Genomic DNA, 25,036 nt, shown 5'->3' with positions numbered 1-25,036 from the left:
GGGCAGACGGGACTTTCGCAACACGCCCTAGGGCTTCGGCGACCCCTCAGGCCGCCGCCCCCAGTACCACCCGCGACCGGCGTTCGAACTCCTGCACAACCGGCTCGTGCCGACGGGATGCGAGCCGGCCTCGGAAGTCGCGCAGGGCCTGGATGGAGCGCTCGCTGTGCACCCCGCTGAGCGCCTCCAGCGCGTCGGTGGCGGTGGCGACGGCCTCGTCGAGGCGGTTCTGCTGGAGGTGGGCCGTGGCCAGGACGGACCGGCTGATGGCCTGACGCCGCCTCCGGTCGGCGTGCGCCCGCACCGACTCGCTCGCCGTCTGCTCGGCCTGCGCGGCGAGCCCCAGGTCACGGAAGCAGACGGCCGACTCGGCCTGCAGATAGTGGTGGTCGAGGAACCGCACCCACGGCGACTCCTGGGCCGGACCCCGGCTCGCTTCGAGCTGCTTCTCCGCCGCGCGGAGCGCCTCGGCGGTCTCACGCGGCCGCCCGAGCGCCGCGTGACCCCGCGCGGACATGGCGTGCAGCCGCATCAGCCCCAGCGGGCTGCCCGCGTCCTTCGCCGTCGCGACACCGGCCCGCGCCAGCGCCACCCCCTCGTCGGGGCGGCCCAGACTCGTCGCCAGATGCGACAGCCCCGCCAGGATCTGCCCGCCGAGCACATGGTCGCGGCCCTCCGCGCACAATCGCAGCCCCTGCGTCATGTACCGCTGGGCCAGGCCGTACTCCCCGGCGTCGTACGAGCTCCAGCCCGCCATGGCGGCCAGCCGCGCCGCGGCGGCGAACAGCTCACGCCGCTGGTTGGCCGGTGTGCCGCGCTGCTGCAGCATCGGGATGACCTCGGTGGTCAGATACTGCACGATGCTCGTACGGACCCCGCCGCCTCCGTACTGGTTGTCCATCTCGTCGAACATGCGGATCATCGCGTGGACCTGCTCCACCGGTCCCGCCCCGGACACGGACGCGAGCCGGGGCGTGTCACGGCTCTCCACCAACCACAGCAGCCAGGCCCGCTGAGGGTTCGTCAGCGCGCCCGGCACGAACGGCACCGACCCCAGCAGGCTCCGCCGTGAGATGTCCGTCGACCCCAGCTCGACCAGGGTGTGCAGGGTCTCCGCCACGTTCTCCCCGTACATCAGCGCCCGTCCCGTCACCGGCCGCCCCCGGTCGAGCGGAAAGCCGAGATCCGCCGGAGTCAGGGCACGGCCCAGTCGTTCGCCGAGGACGGCGGCGATCAACTCCGGTGTGTTGCCCCGTGGTTGCTGGCCCTGTAACCAGCGGGTCACCGATGCCTTGTCGTAGTTGGTCTCCGAGCCCTGGCAGCGGCCCAGCTCATTGACCCGGAGGGCGAGGGAGGCGTACGAACAGCCGGCCTCCTTCAGGGCGGCCGCGAGCGGCTTGTTGGGCCCGCCGGGGGTTTTCGCCGGGGTCCTTGCTGATCCGTTGGTCACGGCGGCCATCCAGGAGTCGCATCATGTCGGCGCGCGGCTGCGAACCCGTACCCACCCTTGCGCCAACTCCGGGGCGGGCCGGAGGAGTTCGAAGGACACTGCCCGCTCTGTGCGGCAGGTCGCTCGATCACTATGGTGGCCGAACAACTCAGCCCGCAACCGGCGTTCTGATAATTTCAGAACGAACTCCGAGGACCTGTCCTTGTCAATGGATCGCGTGGCACACTGCACGCTGTGAATCCCGCCCCGGGAGGTTGCACGTGAGTGAGACCCGCGTCGGAGGGAGCGCCCCGGCGGCGCCCACGGTCCTGCGCATGGTTCTCGGCAAGCGGCTCCGTCAGTTACGGGAGCAGGCCGGTGTCTCCTTCGACGAGGCCGCCCGCGCCATCGAGGTCACCGCGCTGACGGTCCGCCGCATCGAGAAGGCCGAGGTCGGCCTCCGCATCCCCTACGTGAAGGAGCTGCTGCGCACCTACGGGGTCTCCGACACCGAGATCGAGGACTTCCTCTCCCTCGCCCGGGAAGCCAACCAACCCGGCTGGTGGCACAAGTTCCGCGACGTGCTGCCCGAATGGTTCAGCGCGTACGTGAGCCTGGAGAGCGAGGCCCAGGTCATCCGCCTCTACGAACCCCAGTACGTCCCCGGCCTGTTGCAGACGCACGACTACGCCGCCGCGCTCCTGCGCGTCGGCTTCCCCAACGCGAGCCCCGAGGACGTCGACCGCCGGGTCGCGTTACGGGTCAGACGCCAGGACCTGCTGGTCAAACCCGAGGCCCCCGCCATCTGGGCCATCCTCGACGAGACCGTGCTGCGCCGCCCGGTCGGCGGACCCGAGGTGATGCGGGCCCAGATCGACCGGCTCGTCGAGGCCACGGAGCGACCCAAGATCAGAATCCAGATCATGCGCTTCGCCGCCGGACCGCACCCCGGCGCGTACGGCCCCTTCCACTACTTCCGCTTCGGCTTCTCCGAACTCCCCGACATCGTCTACACCGAGGGCCTCGCCGGCGCCCAGTACGTCGACCAGCCCGCGGAGGTCGTGACCTACCTGGAGGTCCTGGACCGGATGTCCGTGCAGGCGGAACCGGTGGCCCGGACCAGGGACATCCTGGCGGCACTACGCAAGGAGTTGTGACACATGGCAAGCACACCCGACCGCCCCGTCCACAGCGGCATGCCCGCCCCCGAACTCGGCGCCGAGGGCTGGCACAAGCCCTGGAGCGGCACCAACGGCGGATCCTGCGTCGAGGCCAAGCGGCTGCCCGACGGCAGCGTCGCCTTCCGCCAGTCCAAGGACCCCGACGGCCCCGCCCTCGTGTACTCGCGCGAGGAGATCGTCGCGTTCCTCGAAGGCGCCAAGGCCGGGCAGGCCGACTTCCTGATCGCCTGACCGGCTGAGCCCCACGCTCCCGGATCACTACGCCCGCACAACCGGACAACGCCCGCACGGACTCCCCCCGGCGCCCGGTGCCCGCGCACACTGGGGGACCCCGCCCACGCGGGGCGAGCCACCACCGCAGGCGCACCACCCGAAGGGAGCGGCATGCGCACGCCGCCTCGTGTCCCCGGTCGCGCCATGCCGACCGTCCGACACGCCGGTCGCCCCGGCCGGGCCGCTCCCGAGGGGCGGGGATGACCCCTCCCCCCACCCTCACCCGCTACCGGACCCTGATCGTCGAGGGTCACGAAGGGCCCGGCCGCGGTCTGCTCATCGCGGCGCTGGCCCGGCTGGGTTTCCAGATCCGGCACATGCCGCCCGGTCTCCACCACCTCGACCCCGCGCTGCCCTACCGCGAACTCCTCGCCGGGCCCGGCCGGCTGGCCGTCGACAGCCGACTGATCGCCGAGCTGGTCCACGGACCGCTGCAGCGCGGCCGGTCCCGGGTCACCTGGATCCAGGCCCTCGACTTCGCCGAGGCCGTGGCCGAACGCGACGGCGCCATGCTCCACCTGACCACGACCGGCCGCACCCCGTGCGAGCGGGGCCACCGGCCCGGCGACGAGCAGGCCACCGAGGCGGCGGAGGCCGCGACCGCCTACACGCGCGCGTTCGCCACCCTCGCCCAGCACGTGCCGGTCGTGACCGTCCACGTGGGCGAGGCGAGCCGCCCCGCGCGGGCCACCGAACCCCGTCGACTCCAACTCTGGTACGACACAGAGCAGTTGACGATAAATTAGCGACGACCACGCGAAGTGAGGCAGGAGAGCCCCATGCCAGACGGCCACCCCACTCCCGACCAGGAAGCACTGTCGAAGATCGACACCACGGTGCCGCACTCGGCCCGTATCTGGAACTACTGGATGGGCGGCAAGGACAACTACGACGTCGACCGGATCGCCGGCGACGCCTACCGGGAGATCGCCCCCAACATCGAGACGATGGCCCGGGCCTCCCGCGTCTACCTCATCCGCACGGTCACCTTCGTGGCCCGCGAACGCGGCATCCGCCAGTTCCTGGACATCGGCACCGGCCTGCCCACCTACGACAACACCCACCAGGTCGCCCAGAAGGTCGCCCCCGAGTCCCGCATCGTCTACGTCGACAACGACCCCCTGGTCCTGCGCCACGCGCAGGCGCTGCTCACCAGCACCCCCGAAGGGGTCACCGACTACGTCGACGCCGACCTGCACGACCCCGACGCGATCCTCGAACACGCCGGGAAGATCCTCGACTTCGGCAAGCCCGTCGCCCTCATGCTCATGGGCATCCTCGGTCACATCCAGGACTACGAGGAGGCCAAGGACATCGTCCGCCGCCTCCAGGCGGCACTGCCCCCGGGCAGTTACTTCGTCCACTACGACAGCACCGACACCGACGCCGAGCTCAAGCGCGCCCAGGAGGGCTACGACGACACCGGCGCCGTCCCCTACGTGCTGCGCAGCCCCCGCCAGCTGACCGCCTACTACGAGGGCCTCGAACTGCTGGAACCCGGCATCGTCTCCTGCCCGCTGTGGCGCCCGGAGCCGGGCAGCACCCCGGAGCCGACCGACGTGTACGGGGGAGTGGCGTACAAGCCGTGACCCGCCCGGCCTGAAGCAGCGCCGCCCCAGGGGCCCGCCCCGCTCCGCCGGTTCACCGGAGCGGGGCCGTGACCTTCCCCGTGTCGCCGTCCACATGGCACAGCAGCAGGCAGACGTCGTCCTCGTGCTCGGAGTCGTCCAGCAACGGGTGCAGCAGCAGGTCGGCGGACCCCTCCAGATCCTCGTCGAGGGTCGCCGGCCGGAGCGCGCCGAGCGTCCTGGCCAGCCGGTCGATGCCCGGGTCTATGCCCTGGGCGCGGCGCTCCACCAGACCGTCCGTGTACAACGCGAGCGTCGATCCCGGCGGCAGCGGGACGGTGTGGTCGGCGATCTCCTGGCGCAGCGGGATCCCGAGCATCGCGCCCGGCTTGGCGTCCAGCACCCGCACCCCGCCGTCGGGTGAGCGCAGCACGGGCGGCGGGTGGCCCGCGGCCGCCCAGGTCAGGGTCGGCTCGTGCGGATGGAAACGGGCGATCACCGCCGTGGCGTACAGGTCGGGCTGCAGATGGTGCAGCAGCAGATGCAGCTGGGTGAGGAGCTGGCCGGGGCTCTTGCCCTCCACCGCGTAGGCGCGCAGCGCGGTCCGCAGTTGGCTCATCATCACGGCGGCGTGCAGCCCGTGTCCCGTGACGTCGCCGATCACGGTGATCAGGCCGCCGTCGGGCTGGCGGAAGGCGTCGTACCAGTCGCCGCCGATGTTCAGGCCCCGGGTGGCCGGCAGATAGCGCGCCGCGAGCCGCAGCCCCGGTGTCAGGGGCAGCTCGGTGAGCAGGGCACGCTGCAATGTCTCGGCGATGTCCCGGTTGTGCTCGAAACGCCGGGCGTTCTCCAGGGCGACACCGGCCCGGCGGGCCAGCTCGATCAACATGAACGCGTCGTCGGCGTCCCAGCGTTCGCCCGGCGGCGACAGGGTGAGCACACCCTGCGGAGCGCCGCGGGTCATCAGGGGTACGCACAGCAGCGGCCGTTCGGGGTCCAGCGCCGAGGGCGGCTGGTCGTCGACCCCGGGCAGACCACCGGGGTGGTCCGCCGCGTACTGGGGGCGACCCCGGCGGGCGGCCAGGACGGCGGCCCCCGGGCGCGGACCGCTCAGGCGCGCGTCGTCGTCGCCGTCGAACAGCCAGACGTCGGCGGTGCGCGCGTACCGGGGTACCAGCAGCGTCGGCAGCAGCCGCACGATCTCGTCATGGTTCAACGACGCCGTCAGGGCGGCGCTGGCGTCGGCGAGGAACGTGAGCCGCCCCCGCGCGTTCTCCGCTTCCTCGCGGGCCCTCTGCTCGGCGGCGAACAGCTCCCGCTGCGCGCGTCCCGCCGCGTCCAGCTCCGCGTGCAGCGCGAGCACACCCTGATTGGTCTGGTGCAGTTCCTCACGGTGGAAGGCGACCAGCGCCTCCTGCTCGTCGAGCTTCTCCAGCAGTAGCGCGGCGTCCTCGTCCGCGCCGAACAGGGCCTCGGCGAGCGTCACCGGATCGTCGCCCACATGCCCGGAGTCCGGGAGACCCGCCTCCTGGGCGCAGCCGACGGTCAGCCGCCACGGCTGCCGGAACTCGCCCGGCCGCTGCGTCGCCGACGTCACCTCCACGAGGAACCGGCTGCCGGCCGGCGGTGTCGCCACGGCCCGTGCGCTCAGCAGCCAGGTGCCGCCCTTGGTGAGGCACTGCCGCAGCTGGGCGGTGAGCGCGGTCACCAGCCGGGCGCGCTCGGTCGGCGACACCCCGTGCGCCGTGGCCAGCCGCGCGGTGGCGATCCGGGCCCGCGCCGCGTCGGTGACGGAACTGATGTGCCAGGTTCTGGTCATGGGAGGTGATCCGGCGGGGAGGGGCTCAGCACCGCGACGCTGGTGTCGTCGCGGACCGGCCGGGCGGAGCTGCTCGCGTCACGCACGATCACGGCGGCGACGACAGCGGGGTCGAGAGCGGTGCTGTGGGCTGCCGGACCGGGGCTCCAACGGCTCGGCAGGCCGTCGCTGTGCAGCACGAGAAGACAGTCGTCCCCCCAGGGCAGCTCATGCTGCGGCATGGTCGCCGACCGGTGCGCGCCCACGATCCCGGGCCGCGACAACAGGGGCTGCCACGTCGCGCCGGTCCGCAGCCGCGCCCCTATGTTGCCGACGCCGGTGAACAGCAGCCGCCCGGCCGAGGCGTCGAGTTGGGCGACGGCGACGGCCGCGCCCCGGGTGTCGCGCAGTGCGCCCTCCAGTCGGCGCACGACCTGCGCGGGCGGCAGATCGGGCACCCGGCGCAGCTCCTCCACCGCCGCCCCTGAGGCGCGTGCGGCCTCGGGGCCGTGCCCCAGCCCGTCGGCGAGTATCAGCGTCGTGAGGTGGTCCGCCCGCACCCATGCCCAGGCGTCGCCGGAGAACTCCGCGCCCGCCAGCGGGATGTTGACGCCCCCCGCCCGTACGCCGTGCCCGGCGGAACGCGCCGCGGCGCCGCGCCGCCGACGCGAACCGAGCCGCGCCAGGGCGACGGTGCCCCGGCCGACCGTGCTGTGCAGATCGAAGTCGTCGGCGACCCGACGACAGGTGCCGAGCCCCGCGCCCAGGGAGGACGTGGTCGAGTACCCGTCCCGCAGCGCGCCCCTCACGTCCCGCATGCCGGGCCCGTGGTCGATCGCCACGATCTGCACCATCGGGATCCGGTCGTCGCCCGCGGGCAGCCCGTCCACGACGTCCAGCAGTATCAGGCCGCCCTCGGCGTGCTTGAGCAGGTTGGTCGCCAACTCGGTCGCCACGAGCGCCGCTTCGGCGGCCCGGTCCTCGTCCAGCCCGGCCCGCAGCGCGGCGGCCTCGGCCGCCACCCGGGCGTCGCGCACCCGGGTCGAGTCGCGCACCGGCACCTCCCACACGCGGGACATCACCGCTCCTCGCGCTGCCGTGGCGGACCCGACAGCCAGGTCGTCACCGTCACGGTGGTGCCCCTGCCGGGCAGGCTGTCGATGGCGAACTCATGGACCAGCCGTCGCGCGCCGCCGAGCCCCATGCCGAGACCCTCACCGGAGGTGAACCCGTCCACGAGGGCCCGGTCCAGATCCGGGATGCCCGGCCCCTCGTCGATGAACGCCAGCCGCAGCCCCTGTACGCCGCCGCCGGCCACCGGCGCGCACTCCATCCGGCCCCCGCCGCCGTGGATCAGGGTGTTGCGGGCCAGTTCGCTGGCCGCCGTCACCAGTTTCGTCTGTTCGACCAGGCCGAAGCCGAGCTGGGCGGCCGCCTGCCGCACATGCTGCCGTACCCACACCAGATCCAGGTCCGAGTGGATCGGCAGGCAGGCGGAGACGCCGCCGGCGGTCTGCATCACACACTCTCCTGGCGGGTGTGCCCCGGGCGGGGGAGGGTCGGGCGCCGGTCGCCGAGGAGACGCATCGCGTCCTCGGTGGTGAGCGCGGTACGCAGCCCGGGCAGCGTCAGCCCCAGCTCCACCAGGGTGATCGCCACCGCAGGACGCATCCCGGAGATCACGGTCCGGGCGGCGAGCAGACTCGTCTGGGCGGCGATGTCACCGAGGACCCGCCCCAGGAACGAGTCGACGATCTCGACGCCCGACAGGTCGATGACCACCCCCGTGGCCCCGCTGCGGGCGACCGTGTCGCTGATGTCCTGCTGGAGCTGCTCCGCCGTGCCGTCGTGCAGATCCCCCTGGAGCGTCACCAGCAGCACGTCACCCAGTTTGAGCACCGGGACCGGAGCCGAGTAGGGGGACGGCCCGCCGTACGGCGAGGGGAAGGCGCCGCTCACCTGTACTCCGAACCGGCGCCCTCGCGCGCGACGATGTCCGCGCCCTGCTGCCGCAGCGCGTAGGCGAGGGCGTCCGCGAGGCTCGCCCGGGTGAGCACCGAGCTGAGGTCGATGCCCAGGTGCACGATGGTCTGCGCGATGGGCGGCCGGATCCCGGAGACGATGCACTCGGCCCCCATCAGCCGTGCCGCCGCGACCGTCTTCATCAGATGCTGGGCCACCAGGGAGTCGACGGTCGGGACGCCGGTGATGTCCAGGATGGCGAACCTGGCGTGCTGTTCGACGATGGAGTCCAGCAGCGTCTCCATCACGACCTGGCTGCGCGCGCTGTCCAGGGTGCCGATCAGGGGGACGGCGACGATGCCCTCCCACAGCTTGATCACCGGGGTGGCGACTTCGAGCAGTTGCAGTCGCTGCCGGTGGATGACCTCCTCGCCCTCGCTCAGCGCCGTCTCCAGCACGACCAGACGCAGGGTGCCCATGAGGACGGTCAGGGTCGTGGCGCACTCGCGGACGTGTTCCGCCGGCGCGTCGGGGAACTCGGCGAGGAACAGCTCGGTGACGGGGGGCCGCAGCGCGTCGACCTCACGGGAGATCTCGGTGATGCTGGAACCGGCCCGCGCCCGGGAGGCCGCCGTACGGGCGAGCTGGTCGCGCACGACGTGGAAGCCGCCGGACTCCGCGTCCTCGACCGTGCCCGCGGTGGCCACCGCGGCGAGCGCGTCCACGACGGCCCGGCCCGCCTCCACCGCCTCGTCCCGGGAGTGGGTGAAGACGGTACGGAACAGCGCGGCGTCGGCCCAGCGTTGCGCGATCTGCTCCTGCCGGTCGCGCAGGAAGCCCGCCACCTCCTCGGCCGGTGTCCTGCGATGGGCTGCCGTGTCCTGCTCCGGCACGGGTCTCTCCTCACGTGCTGTGGTGACTCCCCGCTGCGGGGAACGAGTGGGGGGCGAAGTCCTGGGGCGGCGAACCCGGTCAGGGCGTCGTACGGTCCGGCGCCCATGAGGAGGAGCCGGTCGCCCGACGCGACTCCCGGGGCCCGTGCCGACTCGCGCACGCGCCGCCCGGCACCCCCTTCGGCCGGCCGACTCCGCGGCGGGCTCCAGGAGTTGGGGTACGACGCGGGCGGGTCCGGCGTCGTCGGCCGGTGCGCGCCGCGCCCACGAGCGGGTCGGCGCGGACGGCCCTGCCGCGCGTCGCGCGACACCGCCGGGGCACGGATCCACGAGGGGGACGCCGTCGACGCCAGGAGCGTCCGACCGTCGACCCGGCCCCGGTCCGAAAGGCATCCGAACCCTTCCCACGTGCTTGCCTCGCGCTCACTCTGTTGCTTTCGGCGACAGTTGTCAAACGACAACCATTGGCCTTCTGTGCGACCCCACCCACCCGCGGACACCGCCCGAGCGGCGCCGCCCGCCACTCGCCTTCGACGACTACACCTCGTCCGGCGGGCTCGGCAGTCGACCGGAGTCCACGGCCTCCAACGCCTCGTCCACACTGTCCACCGTCGCCACCGTGAGGCTGACCCCGGTGAGGTCGAGGATCCGCCGCACCGCCGGCGTCGGGGCGATGACGTACACACCCCCCGGGATCTCCCGTACCTCCTGATAGGTCCGCAGGATGATGTTCATGCCCGACGAGTCCATGAAGGGCACAGCCGACACATCGAGGAGGAAATGCCGTCGACCGTGGCTCAGCTGATTCGCCAGATGATGTTGCAGCTCGGTCGCCGTATCGATGTCCAGTTCCCCTTCGATGGTGAGCAGAACGGCATCCTCGCGCGGCAGATCCACCTTGATCGACAGGGGGTTCTGGGCAACGGACACAAGGGCCTCCCACAGGCGCTACCGATCGGGGCCGGGTGCCCCGATCAAACGAATTCGACGCATCGCTCGGCGACGCGCCCGTGCGCATACCCGCGAATCATCCGTCCACACGGGGTGTGATCAGGCAACACCCGGTTCCAGGAGTCCCTTGCGCAGCCGCTTGATGATGCGGCTGATCAACCGGGAGACATGCATCTGTGACACACCGAGCTGCGCGGCGATCTGGGACTGGGTGAGCTCCTCGACGAACCGCAGATGGATGATCCGCCGCTCGCGCTCGTCGAGTTGGGCGATCAGCGGCGCCAGCGAATGGAAGTCCTCGACGAGTTCCAGCGACGGGTCCAGTTCGCCGATGAGGTCCCCCAGCACCGTGTCGCCGTCCTCGCCGCCGTCGAAGGTGAGCGCCGCGTCCAGCGAGGAGGTGTTGTAGCCGTTGGAGGCCTTGCGCGCCTCGATGACCTCCTCCTCGGACAGGGACATCAGCTCCGACAGCTCACGCGTGGTCGGCATCCGGCCCAGCCGGGACTGCAGCTCGTCCGTGGCCTTGGCCAGCTCCACGCGCGCCTCCTGGAGCCGCCGCGGCACATGAACGGCCCAGCTCGTGTCACGGAAGAAGCGCTTGATCTCGCCGACGATGTACGGCACGGCGAACGTCGTGAACTCCACCTCACGCGACAGCTCGAACCGGTCGATGGCCTTGATCAGCCCGATCGTCCCGACCTGGACGATGTCCTCCAGGGAGTCCTCACGGCCGCGGAAGCGCGAGGCGGCGTACCGCACCAGCGACAGGTTCATCTCGATCAGCGTGTTGCGCACGTACTGGTAGTCGTGGGTCCCCTCGTCCAGCATGGCCAGCCGGTCGAAGAACTGCCGCGACATCGCCCGCGCGTCCTTCGGCTTGACTTGCGACGGGTCCTCGATCCACGGCAGGGCCGCCCCCCTGGTCAGGACCTTCTCACGTGCCGTGGCCGTTGTCCGTGCTGCCGTCACGGCTGCCATGCTGTCCACCCCTCTCGCCCGAATGCCTGCTGCCACCCCACGCTTGCCCCCGTCCACCCGAGTCAGTCCCACTCCGCCCCGAAAGGGATGCTCCCGCTCCGCACTCTGGCCGGAAGTCGTCGCCGCGACCCCACCCGGTCGGCCCGGCCGCCCCACCGGCCACGTCACCCGGTACGTGTAACCGACACGAAGAAGGCGGCGCACGGTTGTTTGCCTCCCGAATCGAGGGGCAATCGGTTCTCCACGCCTCCGTGACGGAGGCGCGCCGGAGGAAACGGTGTTCCGCGTCCGGGTCCTGGTCGCCCGCCCGCCGTTCCCCTCCGCGAGTCCCTGACAGCGTCGTTCAGGAGCGATTCCGCATGCTGGTCAACGTGTCCGCAAACGGATCCGGTACGTCCGCCCGCCCCGGCACCATCGACAGAAGGTCACACGACGACGCCCCCGACACCGCCGCCGCCTTCGCCCGGCTGGCCGCGATGGACGAAGGACCCGAGCGGGACGCCGTACGAGACGCTCTCGTACAGGCCTGGCTGCCCATGGCGCACCGCATCGCGGGCCGGTTCCGCAACCGGGGCGAGTCACTGGAGGACCTGCGCCAGGTCGCCGCCATGGGCCTGGTGAAGGCGGTGGACCGCTACGAGCCCGAACGGGGGGCGTTCGAGAGCTACGCCGTACCCACCATCACCGGAGAGATCAAACGCCACTTCCGCGACCGGATGTGGACCCTCAGGGTCCCCCGTCGCGTGCAGGACCTGCGCAACAAGGTCCGCGTCGCCCGCCGTGAACTCAGCCAGACCTCCGGCGCCACCGAGCCCTCCATCGCCGACATCGCCGCCCACACCGGGCTCACCGAGGAAGAGGTCAACGCGGGCATGGAGGCGCTGGAGAGCTTCAGCGCCCTCTCGCTGGACGCCGAGATGTCCTCCGGGGACGACGGCTACAGCCTCGCCGACACCCTCGGCTCGTGCGACGAGGCGTACGACGTCGTCGTCGACCGGGAGGCGGCCAAGGAAGGGCTGCGCCGACTGCCCGAACGGGAGCGCGCCATCCTCTATATGCGTTTCTTCGAGGACATGACCCAGAACCGCATCGCCGACCGCCTCGGCATCTCCCAGATGCACGTCTCCCGCCTCATCAGCCGCAGCTGCGCACGGGTCCGTGAGGAGGCCCTCGGCCAGGCCGCCCGAACCGGCGACCGCGACGGCCGGCGCAGCCGCGACAGCTGAGCGACCGCCCGGGCACCCACAGAGGGCCGCGCCCGGGACCGATCCCTCCACGGAACCAGTCCTCCCGTCCATGAATCCTGTCGTCGAGTTCACCCAGGAGCGAACCAGATGCTGATGCCCCATCCCGCGACGCTGCGCCGACTCGTCGAGGAGTACGAGTCGCTCAAGTCGTACGAGGGCGAGCAGAGCGACCCGCAGGCCACGCGCCGAGCGCAGGACCTCGCGTACACGTTGTGCGTGTCCACGGGCACCCGCGACGTCCGGCAGGCCCTGGAGGCCGCACGCCGGCAGCTCGCCGCCGCGCAGGCCACGGCGACGGCCGAGCTGTGCGGGCACGGGATGGGAACGAGTGGCGATCTCGGCAGTCATGGTCCGGGCGGGAGCGGGTATGTGGCGCTTCATGAACACTGACGCACACGCCTGTCCTCCTTCGCCGGCCCCGCGCACAGCATGACGGCGATGGAACGCCGACCGGTCGGAGAGCACCGCACAGCTTCCACCGAGGGCCTGTCCGCGGACGCGGCGCGCCCTCCGGTCACCATCACCAGTGCCGCGGCCGCCCGCCGTTATGTGCGCTCGGTCGTGGGGGAGGGGTGGCGCTCGCCGTCGGGGCCGCCGACCGAGGCAGCCATGATCGATCTGCTGCTGGTCGTCTCCGAGCTGGTCACCAACGCGGTCCGGCACGGCGGCGGGCTGGCTGGCTTCGACGTCCGCGTGACCGAGGACGGCGTACGCCTGGACGTGCGGGACTACAGTCCCGCCGTCCCCGCCGCCGCCCACGGTCCCGGTATGCCGCCCCGCTCCCACGAGGGCAGCGGATACGGCTGGCCGCTGATCAACCGGCTGTCCAGTCAGGTCGACGTCCGCGGCCGGGTGGAGGGCGGGAAGACGATCAGTGTCCTGGTGCCGCTGACCTGATCCCGAAGACAGGCAAGCGCCCCGACCCACCGGGCCGGGGCGCTTCCGTGTCGTCTCCCACCGGAGGGCGGAGCATCCCCCCTCGGGGCTCACCAGGGCTCGGGGCTCACCAGGGCAGGAAGACGTGGATGTCCTTGCCGCGCTGCCTGCCCTGGTCGTGCACCACCACGCTGACCTCGTCGCACAGCGTGTGGATGAGATACCAGCCGATACCGCCGCCGCCCTTGCTCGGATGGAAGGGGCGCGGCTCGGGCGACGTGACGCTGGTGTCGTGCATCATCACGTGCACCCCGTCGTAGGTGCGGCGCAAGGTGAGTTCGAACGGCCCGGGCGCGTACTGCACGGCGTTCGCGGCCAGCTCGGTCACCACCAGCAGAATGTCGTCCCAGTGCTCCTGCGCCGTGGGCTCGGACGTGCGCGCCAGCGCGCCGAGGAACCCCTCGGCCGTCGCACGGGCACCCGTCACGTCGCCGAGTTCCCCGTCGAAGGCGGCGTGACTCTTCTGGATCTCCTCGGAAGGCAGTTTGTCGTCCCAACACGGCTCTGTTGCCATCTCGTCTTTCCCGGCTCGGCTCATCGAGGCTGACGCGCACTCGCGTTCCCTCTCAGAGACACGTGCTTCCCCCGATGAGAGCGGCTACGCGTTCGAAATGGTAGGGATGTATGGGGCATTGGGGAAGACTGTGGCCTCCTGCCGCTCTCCCCGTACGAGTGCCCGCTACCGCCCGGCCGACTCACCTTCTCCGGCAGGTGTCCGCAGAACCAGCAGCGCCACGTCGTCGTCGTTCTCCGCCGGACGCGCCCGCTCCAGCAGCAGGTCGCAGAACACATGCAGGGGACGGTGGGCCAGCGCCGCGGCGTGCTGCCGCAACCGGGCCATACCGCGGTCCAGGATGTGCCCGGGCGACTCGATCAGGCCGTCCGTGTACAGCACCAGCGTGGACAGCGGTGGCAGCGGGGTCCGTGTGTCGGTACGGCCGCGGACGAGGCCGGTGCCGAGCAGATGGTCGTGCTCCTCGTCGAGGAAGGCCGACCGCCCGTCGTGCGTGATCAGCAACGGCGGCGGATGACCGGCGTTGGTCCACCGCAGTGCCCACCCGTCGGCGTTCCGCTCCACCCGGCCGAAGATCATGGTGGCCATGGACGCCTCGGCCACGTTCACCACGGCCTGGTCCAGCCGCTCCACGATCGCGCTCGGCGGCTCCTCCAGCGCCCAGGCGTAGGCGCGGAGCATGTTGCGGATCTGCGCCATTCCCGCGGCCGCGTCGATGTTGTGCCCCACGACGTCCCCGATGGCCACCGCCGTCGCCCCGTCCGCCAGGGTGAACGCGTCGTACCAGTCGCCGCCGACCTGCGCCGACTGCGACGCCGGCACGTACCGCGCGGCCATGCTCAGTCCCGGCACCTCCGGCAGCTGCGGCAGCAGATGCCGCTGCATGGTCTCCGCGATGTGCCGCTGCCGCTGGTACAGCCGGGCGTTCTCCAGCGCCAGCCCCGCCCGCCGCGCGATGTCCTCCAGCAGCGACAGCTCGGCGTCCGTCATGACCCCCGACTCGGCGTTGCGGCCCAGCGTGAGGGCGCCCAGCACCGCGCGCGGCCCCCGGATGGGCGCGATCGCCGCCGACTGCATGCCCGTCACCTTGAACAACCGCTGCTGTGCCACCGCGATCCCCGAGTCCGGCGGCCCCTGGTACGTCTGCGGCCCGGCCAGGGTGGACGCCGCCCCCCGCAGCGCCCGCGACAACGGCATGAGCGACTCCTCGTGCACCGGCGGCAGCGGCCCCTCCAGTTCCTCGCACCGCACCACGGCACCGCCGTGATGGGTCGCCACCGCGGTCCGCCAGACGTCGTCGCTCTCGGTGATCAGGTCGATCACCGCCCAGTCCGCGAGCCGAGGCACCACCAGCCGCACCAGCCGTGCCACGGCCTCCTCGGCATCCAGCGTGGAGGTCAGCCGGGTCGTCGTCTCGGCGAGCAGGGCCAGCCGGTCCAGCTGCGACAGCGTCGGCGAGGCCGCCGTCGAGGGCACCCCTTCCTCGGGGTCCGTCTCGTAGAACAGGACCGCGGCGCCGAGCACGCCCCCTCCGAGCCTGCACGGGGTGACCAGCCAGGACACCGGCAGCAGGGTGTCGTCGCCCCGGGCGAACCACTCGTGCGCCCCGCCCCGCGTACTGCCGCCGAGGAACGCGTGCATCATGGGGCAGGCGGCCCGCGGCATGCTCTGGCCGAGGCCGTCGCGGTGCAGCAGATCGTGGGCGTCCCGGCCGACGAGCGCGTCGGCCGAACGGCCGAGCAGGAACTCGGCCCGAGCGTTCACCGCGACGATGGACCCGTGGTCGTCGACCACATACATGCCCGCGTGCACCAGGTCGGGCAGCTCGCCTGGCGACCGCACCGCGGGACCGGGACGCCGCCCGGCGGTGTGGTCGGGACTCCACGCGTTCATGCTCGGATTCCTCGCCTTCGAGACTCTGCGAACGGGGCCGCCGCCGGCCTCACACCGGGGGAGGAGCGCCGACGCACGTTCGGAACGCAATACCCCGTACGCGCCGACCTACGCGCACGACATTTTCGCCCAGGGAAGGCCGCCCGGCCAGGGTGACCTCACGCCTGTGTGTGCCGGACGCAGGCGGCGACGACCTCACGCAGGCTGCCCGTCCGTTCCATCACCTCCCGCTGCACCCGGGCACCGTTGCCGCGCCGCGAGAGCGTGGCGATCGTGTCGCGGACCAGATCGAGGTCGCCGTTGTCGGCGAGGGCCTCCTCGACGTGGTCCACGAGGGAGTGGATCACCTCGTCGGCGGGCCGGGGGCGCATCGTCGCCGGGTCCAGGAGGTTCTCCGTCGTACCGGAACGGGCGGCCCGCCACCGGGCCAGCCGCAGCAGCCCGGCCGTGTGACCGAGCGGTTCCCGGCCGGCCCGCCACTCCCGGGCCGCGGTCTCGACGAGCCCCCGGGTCAGCGCCGCGACGAGGACCGCGGTGTCGGGGTGCAGACACACGTCCGCGACCCGGATCTCCACGGTCGGATACCGCTGGGCGAGCCGCGCCTCGAAGTACACCATTCCCTCGTCGCGCACGACTCCCGTGGCGGTCAGCTCCGCCACGCAGCGGTGGTACCGCTCGGCCGTGCCGAAGAGCTCCGTCGGACCGGCCATCGGCCACATGTCCCACACCTGACTGCGGTAGCTGGCGTACCCGCTGTCGCGGCCCTGCCAGAACGGCGAGTTCGCGCTGAGCGCCGTCAGCACGGACAGCCACGGCCGGATACGGTCCAGCACGGCCACGCCCTCGTCCTCGGACTCCACCGACACATGGACATGGCAGCCGCACACCAGCTGCACCTGCGTGTCGAGGCCGAACTCCCGGGCCATCCACTGGTACCGGCTGTTCATCGTGATCGTCGGGTGCACGGGCAGCGGCGACGTGGCCAGCGCCACGACGGCACCGCCCACCTCCTCGGCGTGCCGTGCCGCGTCCTTGCGGCAGCGGACGATCTCCGACCCGAGGTCCGTCATCTTCGACTGGGGATGCGTCGCGAACTCGACCTGCTCGTCGTGCAGCTCCTTCTCGAACACGTCCTGCCCCGTTCCGTCCCGCGAGGCGCGCGCGAGCACCGCCGCGGCCCTGGCCTGCGGCTCACCGGTTTCCGGATCGACCAAGAGGAGTTCTTCTTCCACTCCGACGGTACGCACGTGATCTGGCCCTTCTCCCATGAGGTGGTGACAGCCGTGTGCCCTCGCACGCGGTCGGGACACCTTGCCGTCGGACGGCACAGGGCCGTGTACGCCTCCACGGGCCGGGTACCCGTGCTGCGCTCAGGAAGCCGCGCCGAACCGGCGCGGCCCAGCCCCCGACCGAGGAGGAGGAGAACGTGACCAGCACCGCTGAGACCGGCCATGTGACCGGCACGGCAGACAAGGACTACAACCTGATCTGGTACGTCGAGGCCTGCCTGGAGAACGCGCTGCGGCTCGAGACCTACATCCAGGACGCGGAGCGGGCCGGCGACGCCGAGGTGACCGAGCTGTTCCGCAAGGCACAGGCCGACAGCCGCAAGGGAGCCGAACTCGGCAAGCAGATGCTGAGCCGACGCCTGGCGCACTGACCGCCGGCGGGGAGGTCCCCACACGCCCGGGTGAGCCCTCTCACCCGGGCCGCACCATGTCCGGGCCCTTGAAAGCGGGGCGGGCCGCGCCAGGCCGGCCGGAGGGAGCGACGGTTGCCACAACGGCCCCGGAACGCACAGGATGTTGCGGTGACTCGACCCGCCGCGCCCGCCGCCGTACGCCCGTACCGCCCCGAGGACGCCGAGGCGCTCCACGAGATCTGCGTACGCACCGCCCACGTCGGTCAGGACAGCCGCCCCCACTACGCCGACCCCGACATCTTCCCGGCGATCTTCGCGACGCCCTACGCCCACCTCGAACCGGGCCTGACGTTCGTCCTGGACGACGGTGAGGGCCGGGCCGTCGGCTACATCCTCGGCACCGCGGACACCCCCGCCTTCGTGGAGAAATTCCGTACGAAGTGGCTCCCCCGCGTGGCGAAGCGCTTCCCGGCGCCGCCGTCCCCGCCGCGCACACCCGACGAGGCGATCACCGAGCTCTTGTACCGCCCCGAGCGCATGCTCGTCCCCGAGGTGGCCGCCTACCCCGCCCACTTGCACATCGATCTGCTCCCCGACTGGCAGGGGCAGGGCCATGGCCGAGCCCTGATGCACACCTTCCTCGGGGCCCTGCGCGAGCGAGAGGTGAACGCCGTCCACCTCTCCATGCTGACCGCCAACACACCGGCCCGCGCTTTCTACGACTGCCTCGGCTTCCACGAGATCGAGGTCCCGGACCCCGGCCCGGTGACCTACCTGGGCAGATGGACGGAGATCGCAGGAGCGGCAGACTGACCCCCATGACCTCACCAGACCCCACCGCCACGGCTGGTCCCACAGTCCGTGCCGTCCCCATGGGCCCCACTGACCCCAAGGCCGACCTCCGCTTCTCTCTGCAGGAAGCCCGCGACGCCCTGCTCTGGAAGCTGGAAGGGCTGTCGGAGTACGACATCCGCCGCCCGATGACCCCCACCGGCACCAATCTCCTGGGTCTGGTGAAGCACTGCGCCGGCATCGAACTCGGCTATCTGGGCGACACCTTCGCCCGCCCCTCGGGTGAGCCCCTGCCCTGGCTCGACGACGGGGCGGATCTCAACGCGGACATGTGGGCCACCGTGGAGGAGTCCCGCGCGTACCTCGTCGACCTCTACCGCCGAGCCTGGGCGCACGCGGACGCGACGATCGACGCGCTGCCTCTCGACACGATCGGCAGGGTGCCGTGGTGGCCGAGCCACCGCAACGAGGTGACCCTCCACCACGCCGTGGTCCGCGTGACCGCGGACACCCACCGCCACGCCGGCCACGCCGACATCGTCAGGGAACTCCTGGACGGCTCCGCGGGCATGAGCGTGAGCAACACGAGCCTGCCGTCGGGGGATCCGGCCTGGTGGGAGAGGTACAGAAGCCGGCTGGAAGAGGCGGCGAAGGAAGCCGACCGCGACACCTGACCCGGTCCGCGCAGGGCCCGGCCGGACGACTCAACGCTCCGCGCGAGCCCTCCGCCAGCCGCGTGCCAACACCCGCACGGCGCCCAGAGGAGGCGGGGACGCCGAGCCACGCAGCAGCTCGGCACCCCGCCGCAGCGCCGAGTCGGCGGTCAGCAACTCGATCTCCACGAGCGCCTCCACCAACGCCCGACTGGGCCCAGGAACAAGGGCCGACAGCTCCCGGGACGCCAACAACCCGACACGGGCCGCCCGCACCTGCTCCTCCACCAACTCGCGTACACCCGGCGACTCACGCCCCGCCGCGAGATCCTCCACGCTGACGGAGAACCGCTTCAGCGTCTCCATCGGCACGCCGAGCCTCCCCTCCCGCAGGTCCTCCGCGAGGTCGTTGACGAAGTCGAGCCGCTGGCCCGCCTCGATGAACGTCCGGCACCCCGCCCGGAACGACCCGTCGTCGGCGTCCGGCCCGATCAACGAGGCGACGAGCATGAAACCCGGCAGCGAGTAGGCGTCCACGTACGCCTGGAAATCCGTCTCGGTGGCGAAGCCGTCGAACTCCAACTCGGCGGTGGCCGTGGACAGATACGCCTCCACCACACCGCGAAGCCGCGGATACGCCTCCATGGTGTGCACCAGGGTCCGCATCAACGGATCGTCGCCGACCCCCGTCTCCAACGCCCGCCGAACCCGGCCCTCCCAGCTCGCCCACGCCGTCGCACGCCGCGCCCGGGTCCCGGTGTCCAGCAGATTGTCCCCGTGATGCATCACGGCCGTGGCAGCCACCACATGAGGCACCAAGGACGGCGGCAACAACAGCCGGACCGCCACATAGGAAGCCCGCCGAAACCGAGCCACGACGCTCCGCTGCGCCCCATAGTCCCCACGCAATCGGGCTCCCCGAACCCCCGCAGCATCAAGACCCCGCTCCCACGAACCCATACCCAGATCGTATGCGCCACGCCCGCACACCGGCGCCGCGTGCGCCACGGTGTCCGGCTAGCTGGGCCTCGCACCGGGCTTCCGCCCCCATGCCGAGATCATCGGCGCCGTAGCCACGTCGAGTTCGCCTGTCGCGATGTTGGTGAGGTGGGTGTCGATGTCGGTGTCCGTGGCGTAGCCCTTGGCCGTCAACTGCTCGCGGATCTGGAGCACCGTCGCCCGCTCCAGGGCGGTGCCCGCCGGGCTGGTGAGCGGGAAGTACGCGTCCGCCTGTACGTCCCTCAGGCCCGCCGAGCGCAGCAGGCGTGGGAGCCGGCGTCCGTAGGAGAGGTCCGCCCCGCGCTCGCCGAGCAGCCGGCGAAATCCGCGGCGGATCTCGTTGGCGAGCTGCTGCCTCGGTCCGGATTCATCAGGGCAGGCCAGTGGTTGCAGCGCGGGATCGGCGTCTTCCAGCAGGAGCCACCCACCGGGCCGCAGGGCGTCCACCATGACCCGCAGAGCCCGTTCACGGTTTCTGACATGGACGAGCACCAGACGGGCGTGGACGAGGTCGAAAGCACCGGACGGTGGCGCGTCGACGGCGATGTCATGGCGGAGCAACTCGACCTGCCGCGCCGTCGCCGCCGTCATCCACGAGGTGTCGATGTCCGTCGCCAGTACGTATCCGTCGGGCCCGACCCGCTCCGCGAGACCCCGGATCACCGAGGGACCACCGGCCCCCACCTCCCAGCAGCGCCCGCCCGCCGCGATGCCGAGACGGTCGACGTGCCGGAAGGTGGAGCCGTCGAAGAGGGCGGCCAGCGCCTCGAAACGGTCGCCCGCCTCGGGCTGTCGGTTGTCCAGGAGGTACCCGTCCGGTGCGCGCTCGGTCATCCCCCGATCATGCCGTGCGACGACGGGAGTTTGACGACAGCCCCTAGGGGGTGAAGACCTCCTCGAGGCTGTCGATGGCCCCGTTGTCGCCCAGGTGGTACGTGAAGACGAGCCCCGAGTTCGGGTTCGCGTCGAGCCAGTCGAGGAACTCCTGGACGCCGATCTTCTGGTTCGTGGTGCTTTCGACGATGGGGTTGGTCACGGTGACGTACGCGGCCTGGTCCATCGGGATGTACGTCTCCTTGCCGACCGTCTCGAAGGGTGCGCCGTCCGAGTCGGGGGTGCCGCATCCCCAGTTGCCGTGCTTCACGATCAGGTTCAAGGACCCCCCTTCCGGTGTGTAGCGGTAGACCGCGATCTCGTCGGGGGAGATGGGCATCTTGTGGTCGCAGTCGTCACCCTCGTCGGAGCCGCCCCCACCGCCCCCGGACCCCGTCGTCGCGGGCTCGGACGGCTTCGAGGTGACCGAGGTGCCGCCGCCCGACTTGCCGCCGCTGTCCGCACCCGAGCCCGCGTCCGTGCCCTCGGATGCCTTCGCGTCGGACTTCCCGCCCGTCGTGGTACCGGCGTTCGCCCCCTTCTTGTCCCCCTTTGTGCCGGCGCCGCTCGTCGCCTTCGCGCTCGGCTGCGCGTCGCTGCCGGTGTCGTCCGTGCCGCCGGCCCCGGAGCAACCGGTCAGGCCCAGCGCCGCAGCGGCGCACACGCTCAACACGGCCGTCCGGACGGCGCCGGGTCTGCGTCGGCTCTTCCTCGGCGTCAGGTTCATGTTCCGCCCCCCACTTCGTGGTTCGAGTGCTCTGCGAGCCTCGTCGGCTCGGGTACAAGGGACGAGTTCCAGCCATCGGCAGTTGCGCGTCCTGGCTAGATTCTGCATGCCGCCCGCGGACCGGCCACAGCCGGTGCCACCTTCACCCAACCCGGTGCGGGGTCACCCGATGGGCACCGCCCCGCCCGTGACGCGGACACGGCCGTCCTCGGCGGACACATCGATCCGCAGGTCGCTGGGGCGACCCATGTCCTCGCCCTGACGGATGCCGATCGTGGACGGGGCGGTGATCAGGCCGAGAGCGCGCAGATATCCGCCGAAGGCCGCCGCGGCCGCGCCGGTCGCCGGGTCCTCGACGACCCCGCCCACGGGGAACGGGTCGCGGGCGTGGAAGAGGCACGGCGACTCCCGCCACACCAGGTGGACCGTCGTCCAGCCGTGGCGGCGCATCACGTCGGCGAGGCCGTCGAAGTCGTAGTCCAGGTCGGCGAGACGGGCCCGGGAGGCGGCGGCGAGGACGAGGTGCTCGTTGCCGCCGAACGCCACATGGGGAGGCAGGGCGGTGTCCAGGTCCTCCACGGACCAGCGCAGGGCTTCGAGGGCCTCGCCCAGTTCACCCGGCGTGGCCGGGCGGGAGCGGGCCGGCACGCTGGTGAGGGTCGCACGGGCCGCGCCGTCGGCGGGGTCGATCGCGGTGGCGACGGGGATCTCGCCGACGGGCGTGTCGAAGAGGAGGTCACCCGCGCCCAGCCGTTCCGCGAGGGCCACGGCAAGGGCCACCGTCGCGTGACCGCAGAACGCCACCTCGGCGAGCGGACTGAAGTAACGGACCCGGAAGCGGCGCGTGGACGCGTCGCCGGAGGTGACGAAAGCCGTCTCCGAGTACCCCACCTCGGCGGCGATCGCGAGCATCGCCGCGTCGTCGAGCGCGGAGGCGTCGAGGACCACTCCGGCCGGATTGCCACCTGCCGCGTCGCCGGTGAAGGCGGAGTAGCGCAGGACGGCGACGGCCCCTGAACCCATGCCGGTCACATCGTTCTTGTCGTACGTGTCGCTGGTCATGCGTCCAAGCTGCCAGTGGCCCACCGATCGCGTCCAACGATCATCATCGATCGAACCGATCGGCAGAGCACATAGACGCAGGCACAGCGGCAGACACCTACCCTGGCCTCGTGGACGCCCGACTCCTGGGGCACCCGGTTGTTCGACCGGCTGCCGACCGGAACGCTGCTCACCGAGTCGGGGCGACGACGGCTGGAAGGAGCACAGGAGGTGCTCGACGCCGTGGCACGGCTCCGGGCCGGTGGTGCGGGGGCCGGCGAGGGCGGTGACGGGGTCGTACGGGGGCGGGTCCGCGTCGGCACCCCCGAGTCGCTGTGCGCGACCAGGCTGCCCCCGGTGATCGCCGCACTGCGGACCCGTCATCCCGAGGTGGACGTCGACCTGTACGCGGCCGGAACGGGCGAATGCGTGGACGGTCTGCGGTCCGGGCGGCTGGATCTGGCGCTGCTGCTGGAGGACGAGGCGGAGCTGCCGTTCCCGGATGTCGTGGCCGAGACGGTGGCGCGTGAGGAGCTCGCCCTCGTCTGCGCCTCCGGGCACCCCCTCGCCGGACGCGAACATGCTCCGACCTGGGCGCGGTTGGCGAGGGAGACCTTCTTCCTGCTGGAGGAGGGCTGCTCGTACAGCGACGCGCTGGAGCGGCGGCTGCTCGCCGTGCCGGACGCCCGGCCGCGGCTGACCCGTTTCGGTGGCGTCGACGCCGCCCGCTCGTGCGTCGCCGCCGGACTGGGGCTGACCCTCCTGCCGCTGACGAGCGTGGAGGAGCAGGTACGCCAGGGCGGACTGGCGCGCGTACCGGCGCCGGACTTCAGCGATGTGCCCGTACGGCTGGCCCGCCACCGCAGGCGGTGGACGTCGCCGGCCGCGGAGGCTCTCGTGGAGGAGATGACGCGGCAGTGGGCGGACGGTGAGACGCCGGGGGGCGGCTCTCAGCGCACCACGCGGTAGCGGAGGTAGACGACCTTCGAGGTGAAGGTCCGGGTGTCGAGGAGTTCGAGATCCACGTGCCGCTCGTGCCGGGGGAAGAAGGAGATGCCACCCCCGACCAGCACCGGGTAGACCCTGGCCCGGTACTCGTCGATCAGCCCCTGCTCGGCGGCCTCGGCGGCGAGGGTCGCACCGCCGATCGCGATGTCGCCCGTTTCCGGCTCGGCCCGCAGCCGCTCGATCTCCTCCGCCAGGCCGCCCGAGGCCAGGCGGGCATGGCCCCGCACCGTCGACAGCGTGCTGGAGAACACCACCTTGGGAAGCGGGTTCCAGAGCGCGGTCCACTCGCGCTGCGCCTCGTCGAGCGAGGGATCCTCGTCGGCGGTCTCCCAGTACAGCATCGTCTCGTACAGGCGCCGCCCCAGCAGATGGGTGCCGACCCCTCGGATCTCGTCGATCCAGGAGCGGAAGACCTCCTCGTCGGGCGGCGCCCAGTCGAAGCCGCCGTCCGGTCCGACGATGTACCCGTCGAGCGAGATGTTCATCGAATAGGTCACTCTGCGCATCGGAAGTCCTCCTCGGTGACGGGTCCGACGGTACGACCGCCCGCCGCCGTATGCCGTACGCCGCACCGTCGGATGCCGTACGCCGCACCGCCGGGTGCTCGCGAAGGACGCGGGCGGGCCGTGAGCGCGTTCAGGGCTCCAGACGGCTGAGTGTCTGCATTGCTTCGCGTTCCATCCGTGCGAGTTCACGCAGCTGGGTGCCGGCCTGGACGAGGTACTGGGCGTCGCCGGTCCGACCGGCTCGGGTGATGAGTGCCGCGGTGTGCGTCCACAGCCCGGCGGCCTCCGCGTACAGCGCGTGCCCCGTGCGCAGGTGGTGGCTGTCGATCTGTTCGGCGCATTCGGCGAGGAAGTCGCGGTAGAGGTTGCGGAAGAGGGCACCGCCGGTCCCGGCCTTCTCCATCAGCAGGGCCGCCTGCGGCAGATCGTGCTCGGGATCGTCGCTCCGCCGGAGCCAGGTGGGGACCAGCTTTCCGGCCTTGTCGATGCCCCGGTGGCCCAGGTTGGCGATGGGCGGGTCGAGGAAGGCACCGGCGCAGGCGGTGATGGCCGGGACGATCCGTTCCCGGGGCGGGGCGGCGTCCGCCGGGACGGTGAGGGTGAAGGAGCGGTGCCTCGCGGCCATCGGCCCGCGTTCGGCCCGGGCCCGGGCGAGACCGTCCAGGCTGGTGGTCACCGCGCCGCCCTGCTGGGCCGTGTCGACGAGATGGGCGTGCTGGTCGTCGTAGCCGTACAGGGCGACGATGTGCCCGCCGAAGTGCACGCGGGAGGTGAAGTAGTCGAGGTGGTAGCTGTCCAGTTGCAGCCCCACGGGCCGGCCGGTCCCGACGGCGGCCGTCACGTTCTCCCAGGCCTTGCGGGGCGAGGTGGTCTCCTTCACCTGGAGTTCCAGCCCGAGCCTGTCCGCGAGGCCGGTGGTGAGAGCGAAGGGCTTGACGCGTCCCCCGAGGAAGGGGAAGTCCATGCTCTTGCTGTCCCAGTAGATGAAGGACAGCCCGGCACCGAGCCCGAAGAGCATGGCTTCGGACAGATCGAGTCCCTGGTGGCGCAGCAGCACCGCGAGCGTGGTCGTCTCGCAGTGCTGCATACCCCGGGCGTCGATGCCGTCGACCATGGTCATGAGGAGTACTCCCAAGGCGGCTCGGGGCGGTCCGGATCACCGGCCGTCTCGT

Annotated in this window: 27 protein-coding genes and 1 pseudogene; 11 read left to right on the top strand and 17 right to left on the bottom strand. The window is 71.7% G+C overall.

Annotated features, from left to right (window positions below):
- Positions 1-46: 46 nt before the first annotated feature.
- A complete protein-coding gene (locus tag SMA5143A_RS16200) occupies positions 47-1,459 on the bottom strand; it encodes a hypothetical protein (protein ID WP_107463613.1) in 1,413 nt (470 codons plus the stop codon).
- Between the two features lie 305 nt (positions 1,460-1,764).
- Here SMA5143A_RS16200 and SMA5143A_RS16195 point away from each other — a divergent pair, with 305 nt between their 5' ends.
- The 4 genes from SMA5143A_RS16195 (at position 1,765) to SMA5143A_RS16180 (ending at position 4,472) form a co-directional block, all read left to right on the top strand.
- Entirely contained in the window at positions 1,765-2,586 is an 822-nt protein-coding gene (locus tag SMA5143A_RS16195) for a helix-turn-helix domain-containing protein (RefSeq protein WP_107463623.1), read from the top strand.
- Between the two features lie 3 nt (positions 2,587-2,589).
- The gene (locus SMA5143A_RS16190) at positions 2,590-2,841 is read left to right on the top strand and encodes a DUF397 domain-containing protein (protein WP_107463612.1); all 252 of its coding nucleotides are present in this window, start codon (positions 2,590-2,592) and stop codon (positions 2,839-2,841) included.
- Between the two features lie 242 nt (positions 2,842-3,083).
- Positions 3,084-3,629: a hypothetical protein gene (locus tag SMA5143A_RS16185; protein WP_107463611.1), complete on the top strand. Its 546-nt coding sequence runs from the start codon at positions 3,084-3,086 to the stop codon at positions 3,627-3,629.
- Between the two features lie 33 nt (positions 3,630-3,662).
- Entirely contained in the window at positions 3,663-4,472 is an 810-nt protein-coding gene (locus tag SMA5143A_RS16180; RefSeq protein WP_055521161.1) for an SAM-dependent methyltransferase, read from the top strand.
- A gap of 52 nt (positions 4,473-4,524) precedes the next feature.
- Here the strand turns inward: SMA5143A_RS16180 and SMA5143A_RS16175 are convergent, their stop codons facing one another.
- From SMA5143A_RS16175 to SMA5143A_RS16145, 7 genes are all read right to left on the bottom strand, one after another.
- Entirely contained in the window at positions 4,525-6,270 is a 1,746-nt protein-coding gene (locus tag SMA5143A_RS16175; RefSeq protein WP_107463610.1) for a PP2C family protein-serine/threonine phosphatase, read from the bottom strand.
- Complete coding sequence (locus tag SMA5143A_RS16170; RefSeq protein ID WP_107463609.1) at positions 6,267-7,328, bottom strand: ATP-binding SpoIIE family protein phosphatase; 1,062 nt, start codon at positions 7,326-7,328, stop codon at positions 6,267-6,269. The genes SMA5143A_RS16175 and SMA5143A_RS16170 overlap by 4 nt, the downstream gene beginning before the upstream one ends.
- Positions 7,328-7,768, bottom strand: a complete 441-nt coding sequence (locus SMA5143A_RS16165) for an anti-sigma regulatory factor (RefSeq protein ID WP_107463608.1) — start codon at positions 7,766-7,768, stop codon at positions 7,328-7,330. The genes SMA5143A_RS16170 and SMA5143A_RS16165 overlap by 1 nt, the downstream gene beginning before the upstream one ends.
- Positions 7,768-8,208, bottom strand: a complete 441-nt coding sequence (locus tag SMA5143A_RS16160) for an STAS domain-containing protein (RefSeq protein WP_107463607.1) — start codon at positions 8,206-8,208, stop codon at positions 7,768-7,770. Before SMA5143A_RS16160 ends, SMA5143A_RS16165 begins: the two co-directional genes overlap by 1 nt.
- The gene (locus tag SMA5143A_RS16155; RefSeq protein ID WP_107463606.1) at positions 8,205-9,104 is read right to left on the bottom strand and encodes an STAS domain-containing protein; all 900 of its coding nucleotides are present in this window, start codon (positions 9,102-9,104) and stop codon (positions 8,205-8,207) included. Before SMA5143A_RS16155 ends, SMA5143A_RS16160 begins: the two co-directional genes overlap by 4 nt.
- A gap of 537 nt (positions 9,105-9,641) precedes the next feature.
- Entirely contained in the window at positions 9,642-10,034 is a 393-nt protein-coding gene (locus SMA5143A_RS16150) for an STAS domain-containing protein (RefSeq protein ID WP_107463605.1), read from the bottom strand.
- A 120-nt stretch (positions 10,035-10,154) separates the two neighbouring features.
- On the bottom strand, positions 10,155-11,033 hold the full coding sequence (locus tag SMA5143A_RS16145; protein ID WP_375136494.1) for an RNA polymerase sigma factor SigF: 879 nt from the start codon (positions 11,031-11,033) through the stop codon (positions 10,155-10,157).
- Positions 11,034-11,392: 359 nt separating this feature from the next.
- Between SMA5143A_RS16145 and SMA5143A_RS16140 the strand changes: the two genes are divergently transcribed.
- The 3 genes from SMA5143A_RS16140 (at position 11,393) to SMA5143A_RS16130 (ending at position 13,177) form a co-directional block, all read left to right on the top strand.
- Positions 11,393-12,259, top strand: coding sequence for a SigB/SigF/SigG family RNA polymerase sigma factor (locus tag SMA5143A_RS16140; RefSeq protein ID WP_107463604.1), 867 nt, complete (start codon positions 11,393-11,395; stop codon positions 12,257-12,259).
- A 108-nt stretch (positions 12,260-12,367) separates the two neighbouring features.
- Positions 12,368-12,670 (top strand): DUF5133 domain-containing protein, encoded by a 303-nt coding sequence (locus SMA5143A_RS16135; protein ID WP_107463603.1) that lies wholly within the window; start codon positions 12,368-12,370, stop codon positions 12,668-12,670.
- Between the two features lie 48 nt (positions 12,671-12,718).
- Positions 12,719-13,177, top strand: a complete 459-nt coding sequence (locus SMA5143A_RS16130; protein ID WP_375136493.1) for an ATP-binding protein — start codon at positions 12,719-12,721, stop codon at positions 13,175-13,177.
- 106 nt (positions 13,178-13,283) lie between these two features.
- Here SMA5143A_RS16130 and SMA5143A_RS16125 read toward each other — a convergent pair whose 3' ends face one another.
- From SMA5143A_RS16125 to SMA5143A_RS16115, 3 genes are all read right to left on the bottom strand, one after another.
- On the bottom strand, positions 13,284-13,730 hold the full coding sequence (locus SMA5143A_RS16125; protein ID WP_107463601.1) for an ATP-binding protein: 447 nt from the start codon (positions 13,728-13,730) through the stop codon (positions 13,284-13,286).
- A gap of 165 nt (positions 13,731-13,895) precedes the next feature.
- Positions 13,896-15,623: a SpoIIE family protein phosphatase gene (locus tag SMA5143A_RS16120; protein WP_107463600.1), complete on the bottom strand. Its 1,728-nt coding sequence runs from the start codon at positions 15,621-15,623 to the stop codon at positions 13,896-13,898.
- A 158-nt stretch (positions 15,624-15,781) separates the two neighbouring features.
- Positions 15,782-16,870: a glutamate--cysteine ligase 2 gene (locus SMA5143A_RS16115; protein ID WP_107463599.1), complete on the bottom strand. Its 1,089-nt coding sequence runs from the start codon at positions 16,868-16,870 to the stop codon at positions 15,782-15,784.
- Between the two features lie 179 nt (positions 16,871-17,049).
- Between SMA5143A_RS16115 and SMA5143A_RS16110 the strand changes: the two genes are divergently transcribed.
- The 3 genes from SMA5143A_RS16110 (at position 17,050) to SMA5143A_RS16100 (ending at position 18,731) form a co-directional block, all read left to right on the top strand.
- Positions 17,050-17,283: a hypothetical protein gene (locus SMA5143A_RS16110; RefSeq protein ID WP_107463598.1), complete on the top strand. Its 234-nt coding sequence runs from the start codon at positions 17,050-17,052 to the stop codon at positions 17,281-17,283.
- 150 nt (positions 17,284-17,433) lie between these two features.
- A complete protein-coding gene (locus SMA5143A_RS16105; RefSeq protein WP_107463597.1) occupies positions 17,434-18,078 on the top strand; it encodes a GNAT family N-acetyltransferase in 645 nt (214 codons plus the stop codon).
- 59 nt (positions 18,079-18,137) lie between these two features.
- Entirely contained in the window at positions 18,138-18,731 is a 594-nt protein-coding gene (locus SMA5143A_RS16100; RefSeq protein ID WP_107463596.1) for a DinB family protein, read from the top strand.
- A gap of 30 nt (positions 18,732-18,761) precedes the next feature.
- On the opposite strand, the gene SMA5143A_RS16095 is transcribed toward SMA5143A_RS16100, so the two are convergent.
- From SMA5143A_RS16095 to SMA5143A_RS16080, 4 genes are all read right to left on the bottom strand, one after another.
- Positions 18,762-19,670, bottom strand: coding sequence for a phytoene/squalene synthase family protein (locus tag SMA5143A_RS16095; RefSeq protein WP_107463595.1), 909 nt, complete (start codon positions 19,668-19,670; stop codon positions 18,762-18,764).
- 57 nt (positions 19,671-19,727) lie between these two features.
- Entirely contained in the window at positions 19,728-20,543 is an 816-nt protein-coding gene (locus SMA5143A_RS16090; RefSeq protein ID WP_107463594.1) for a methyltransferase domain-containing protein, read from the bottom strand.
- A 43-nt stretch (positions 20,544-20,586) separates the two neighbouring features.
- Positions 20,587-21,309 carry a hypothetical protein gene (locus SMA5143A_RS16085; protein WP_107463593.1) on the bottom strand — a complete coding sequence of 241 codons (723 nt, stop codon included), beginning with the start codon at positions 21,307-21,309 and terminating at the stop codon, positions 20,587-20,589.
- 162 nt (positions 21,310-21,471) lie between these two features.
- Positions 21,472-22,371 (bottom strand): PhzF family phenazine biosynthesis protein, encoded by a 900-nt coding sequence (locus SMA5143A_RS16080; protein ID WP_258193556.1) that lies wholly within the window; start codon positions 22,369-22,371, stop codon positions 21,472-21,474.
- Between the two features lie 129 nt (positions 22,372-22,500).
- On the opposite strand from SMA5143A_RS16080, the pseudogene SMA5143A_RS16075 reads away from it, so the two are divergent.
- Positions 22,501-23,319, top strand: a pseudogene (locus tag SMA5143A_RS16075) (substrate-binding domain-containing protein); the annotation flags it as partial.
- Here the strand turns inward: SMA5143A_RS16075 and SMA5143A_RS16070 are convergent.
- Together SMA5143A_RS16070 and SMA5143A_RS16065 are read right to left on the bottom strand one after the other, a co-directional pair.
- Positions 23,301-23,864, bottom strand: a complete 564-nt coding sequence (locus SMA5143A_RS16070) for a dihydrofolate reductase family protein (RefSeq protein WP_107463591.1) — start codon at positions 23,862-23,864, stop codon at positions 23,301-23,303. The pseudogene SMA5143A_RS16075 and the gene SMA5143A_RS16070 overlap by 19 nt on opposite strands.
- Before the next feature lie 130 nt (positions 23,865-23,994).
- Complete coding sequence (locus SMA5143A_RS16065; protein WP_107463590.1) at positions 23,995-24,984, bottom strand: BtrH N-terminal domain-containing protein; 990 nt, start codon at positions 24,982-24,984, stop codon at positions 23,995-23,997.
- Positions 24,985-25,036 lie beyond the last annotated feature (52 nt).

Source organism: Streptomyces sp. MA5143a (assembly GCF_900290235.1).
GTDB lineage: Bacteria > Actinomycetota > Actinomycetes > Streptomycetales > Streptomycetaceae > Streptomyces.
The sequence above is the reverse complement of the archived record's forward strand: the minus strand, read 5'-3'. Positions and strand labels throughout refer to the sequence as shown.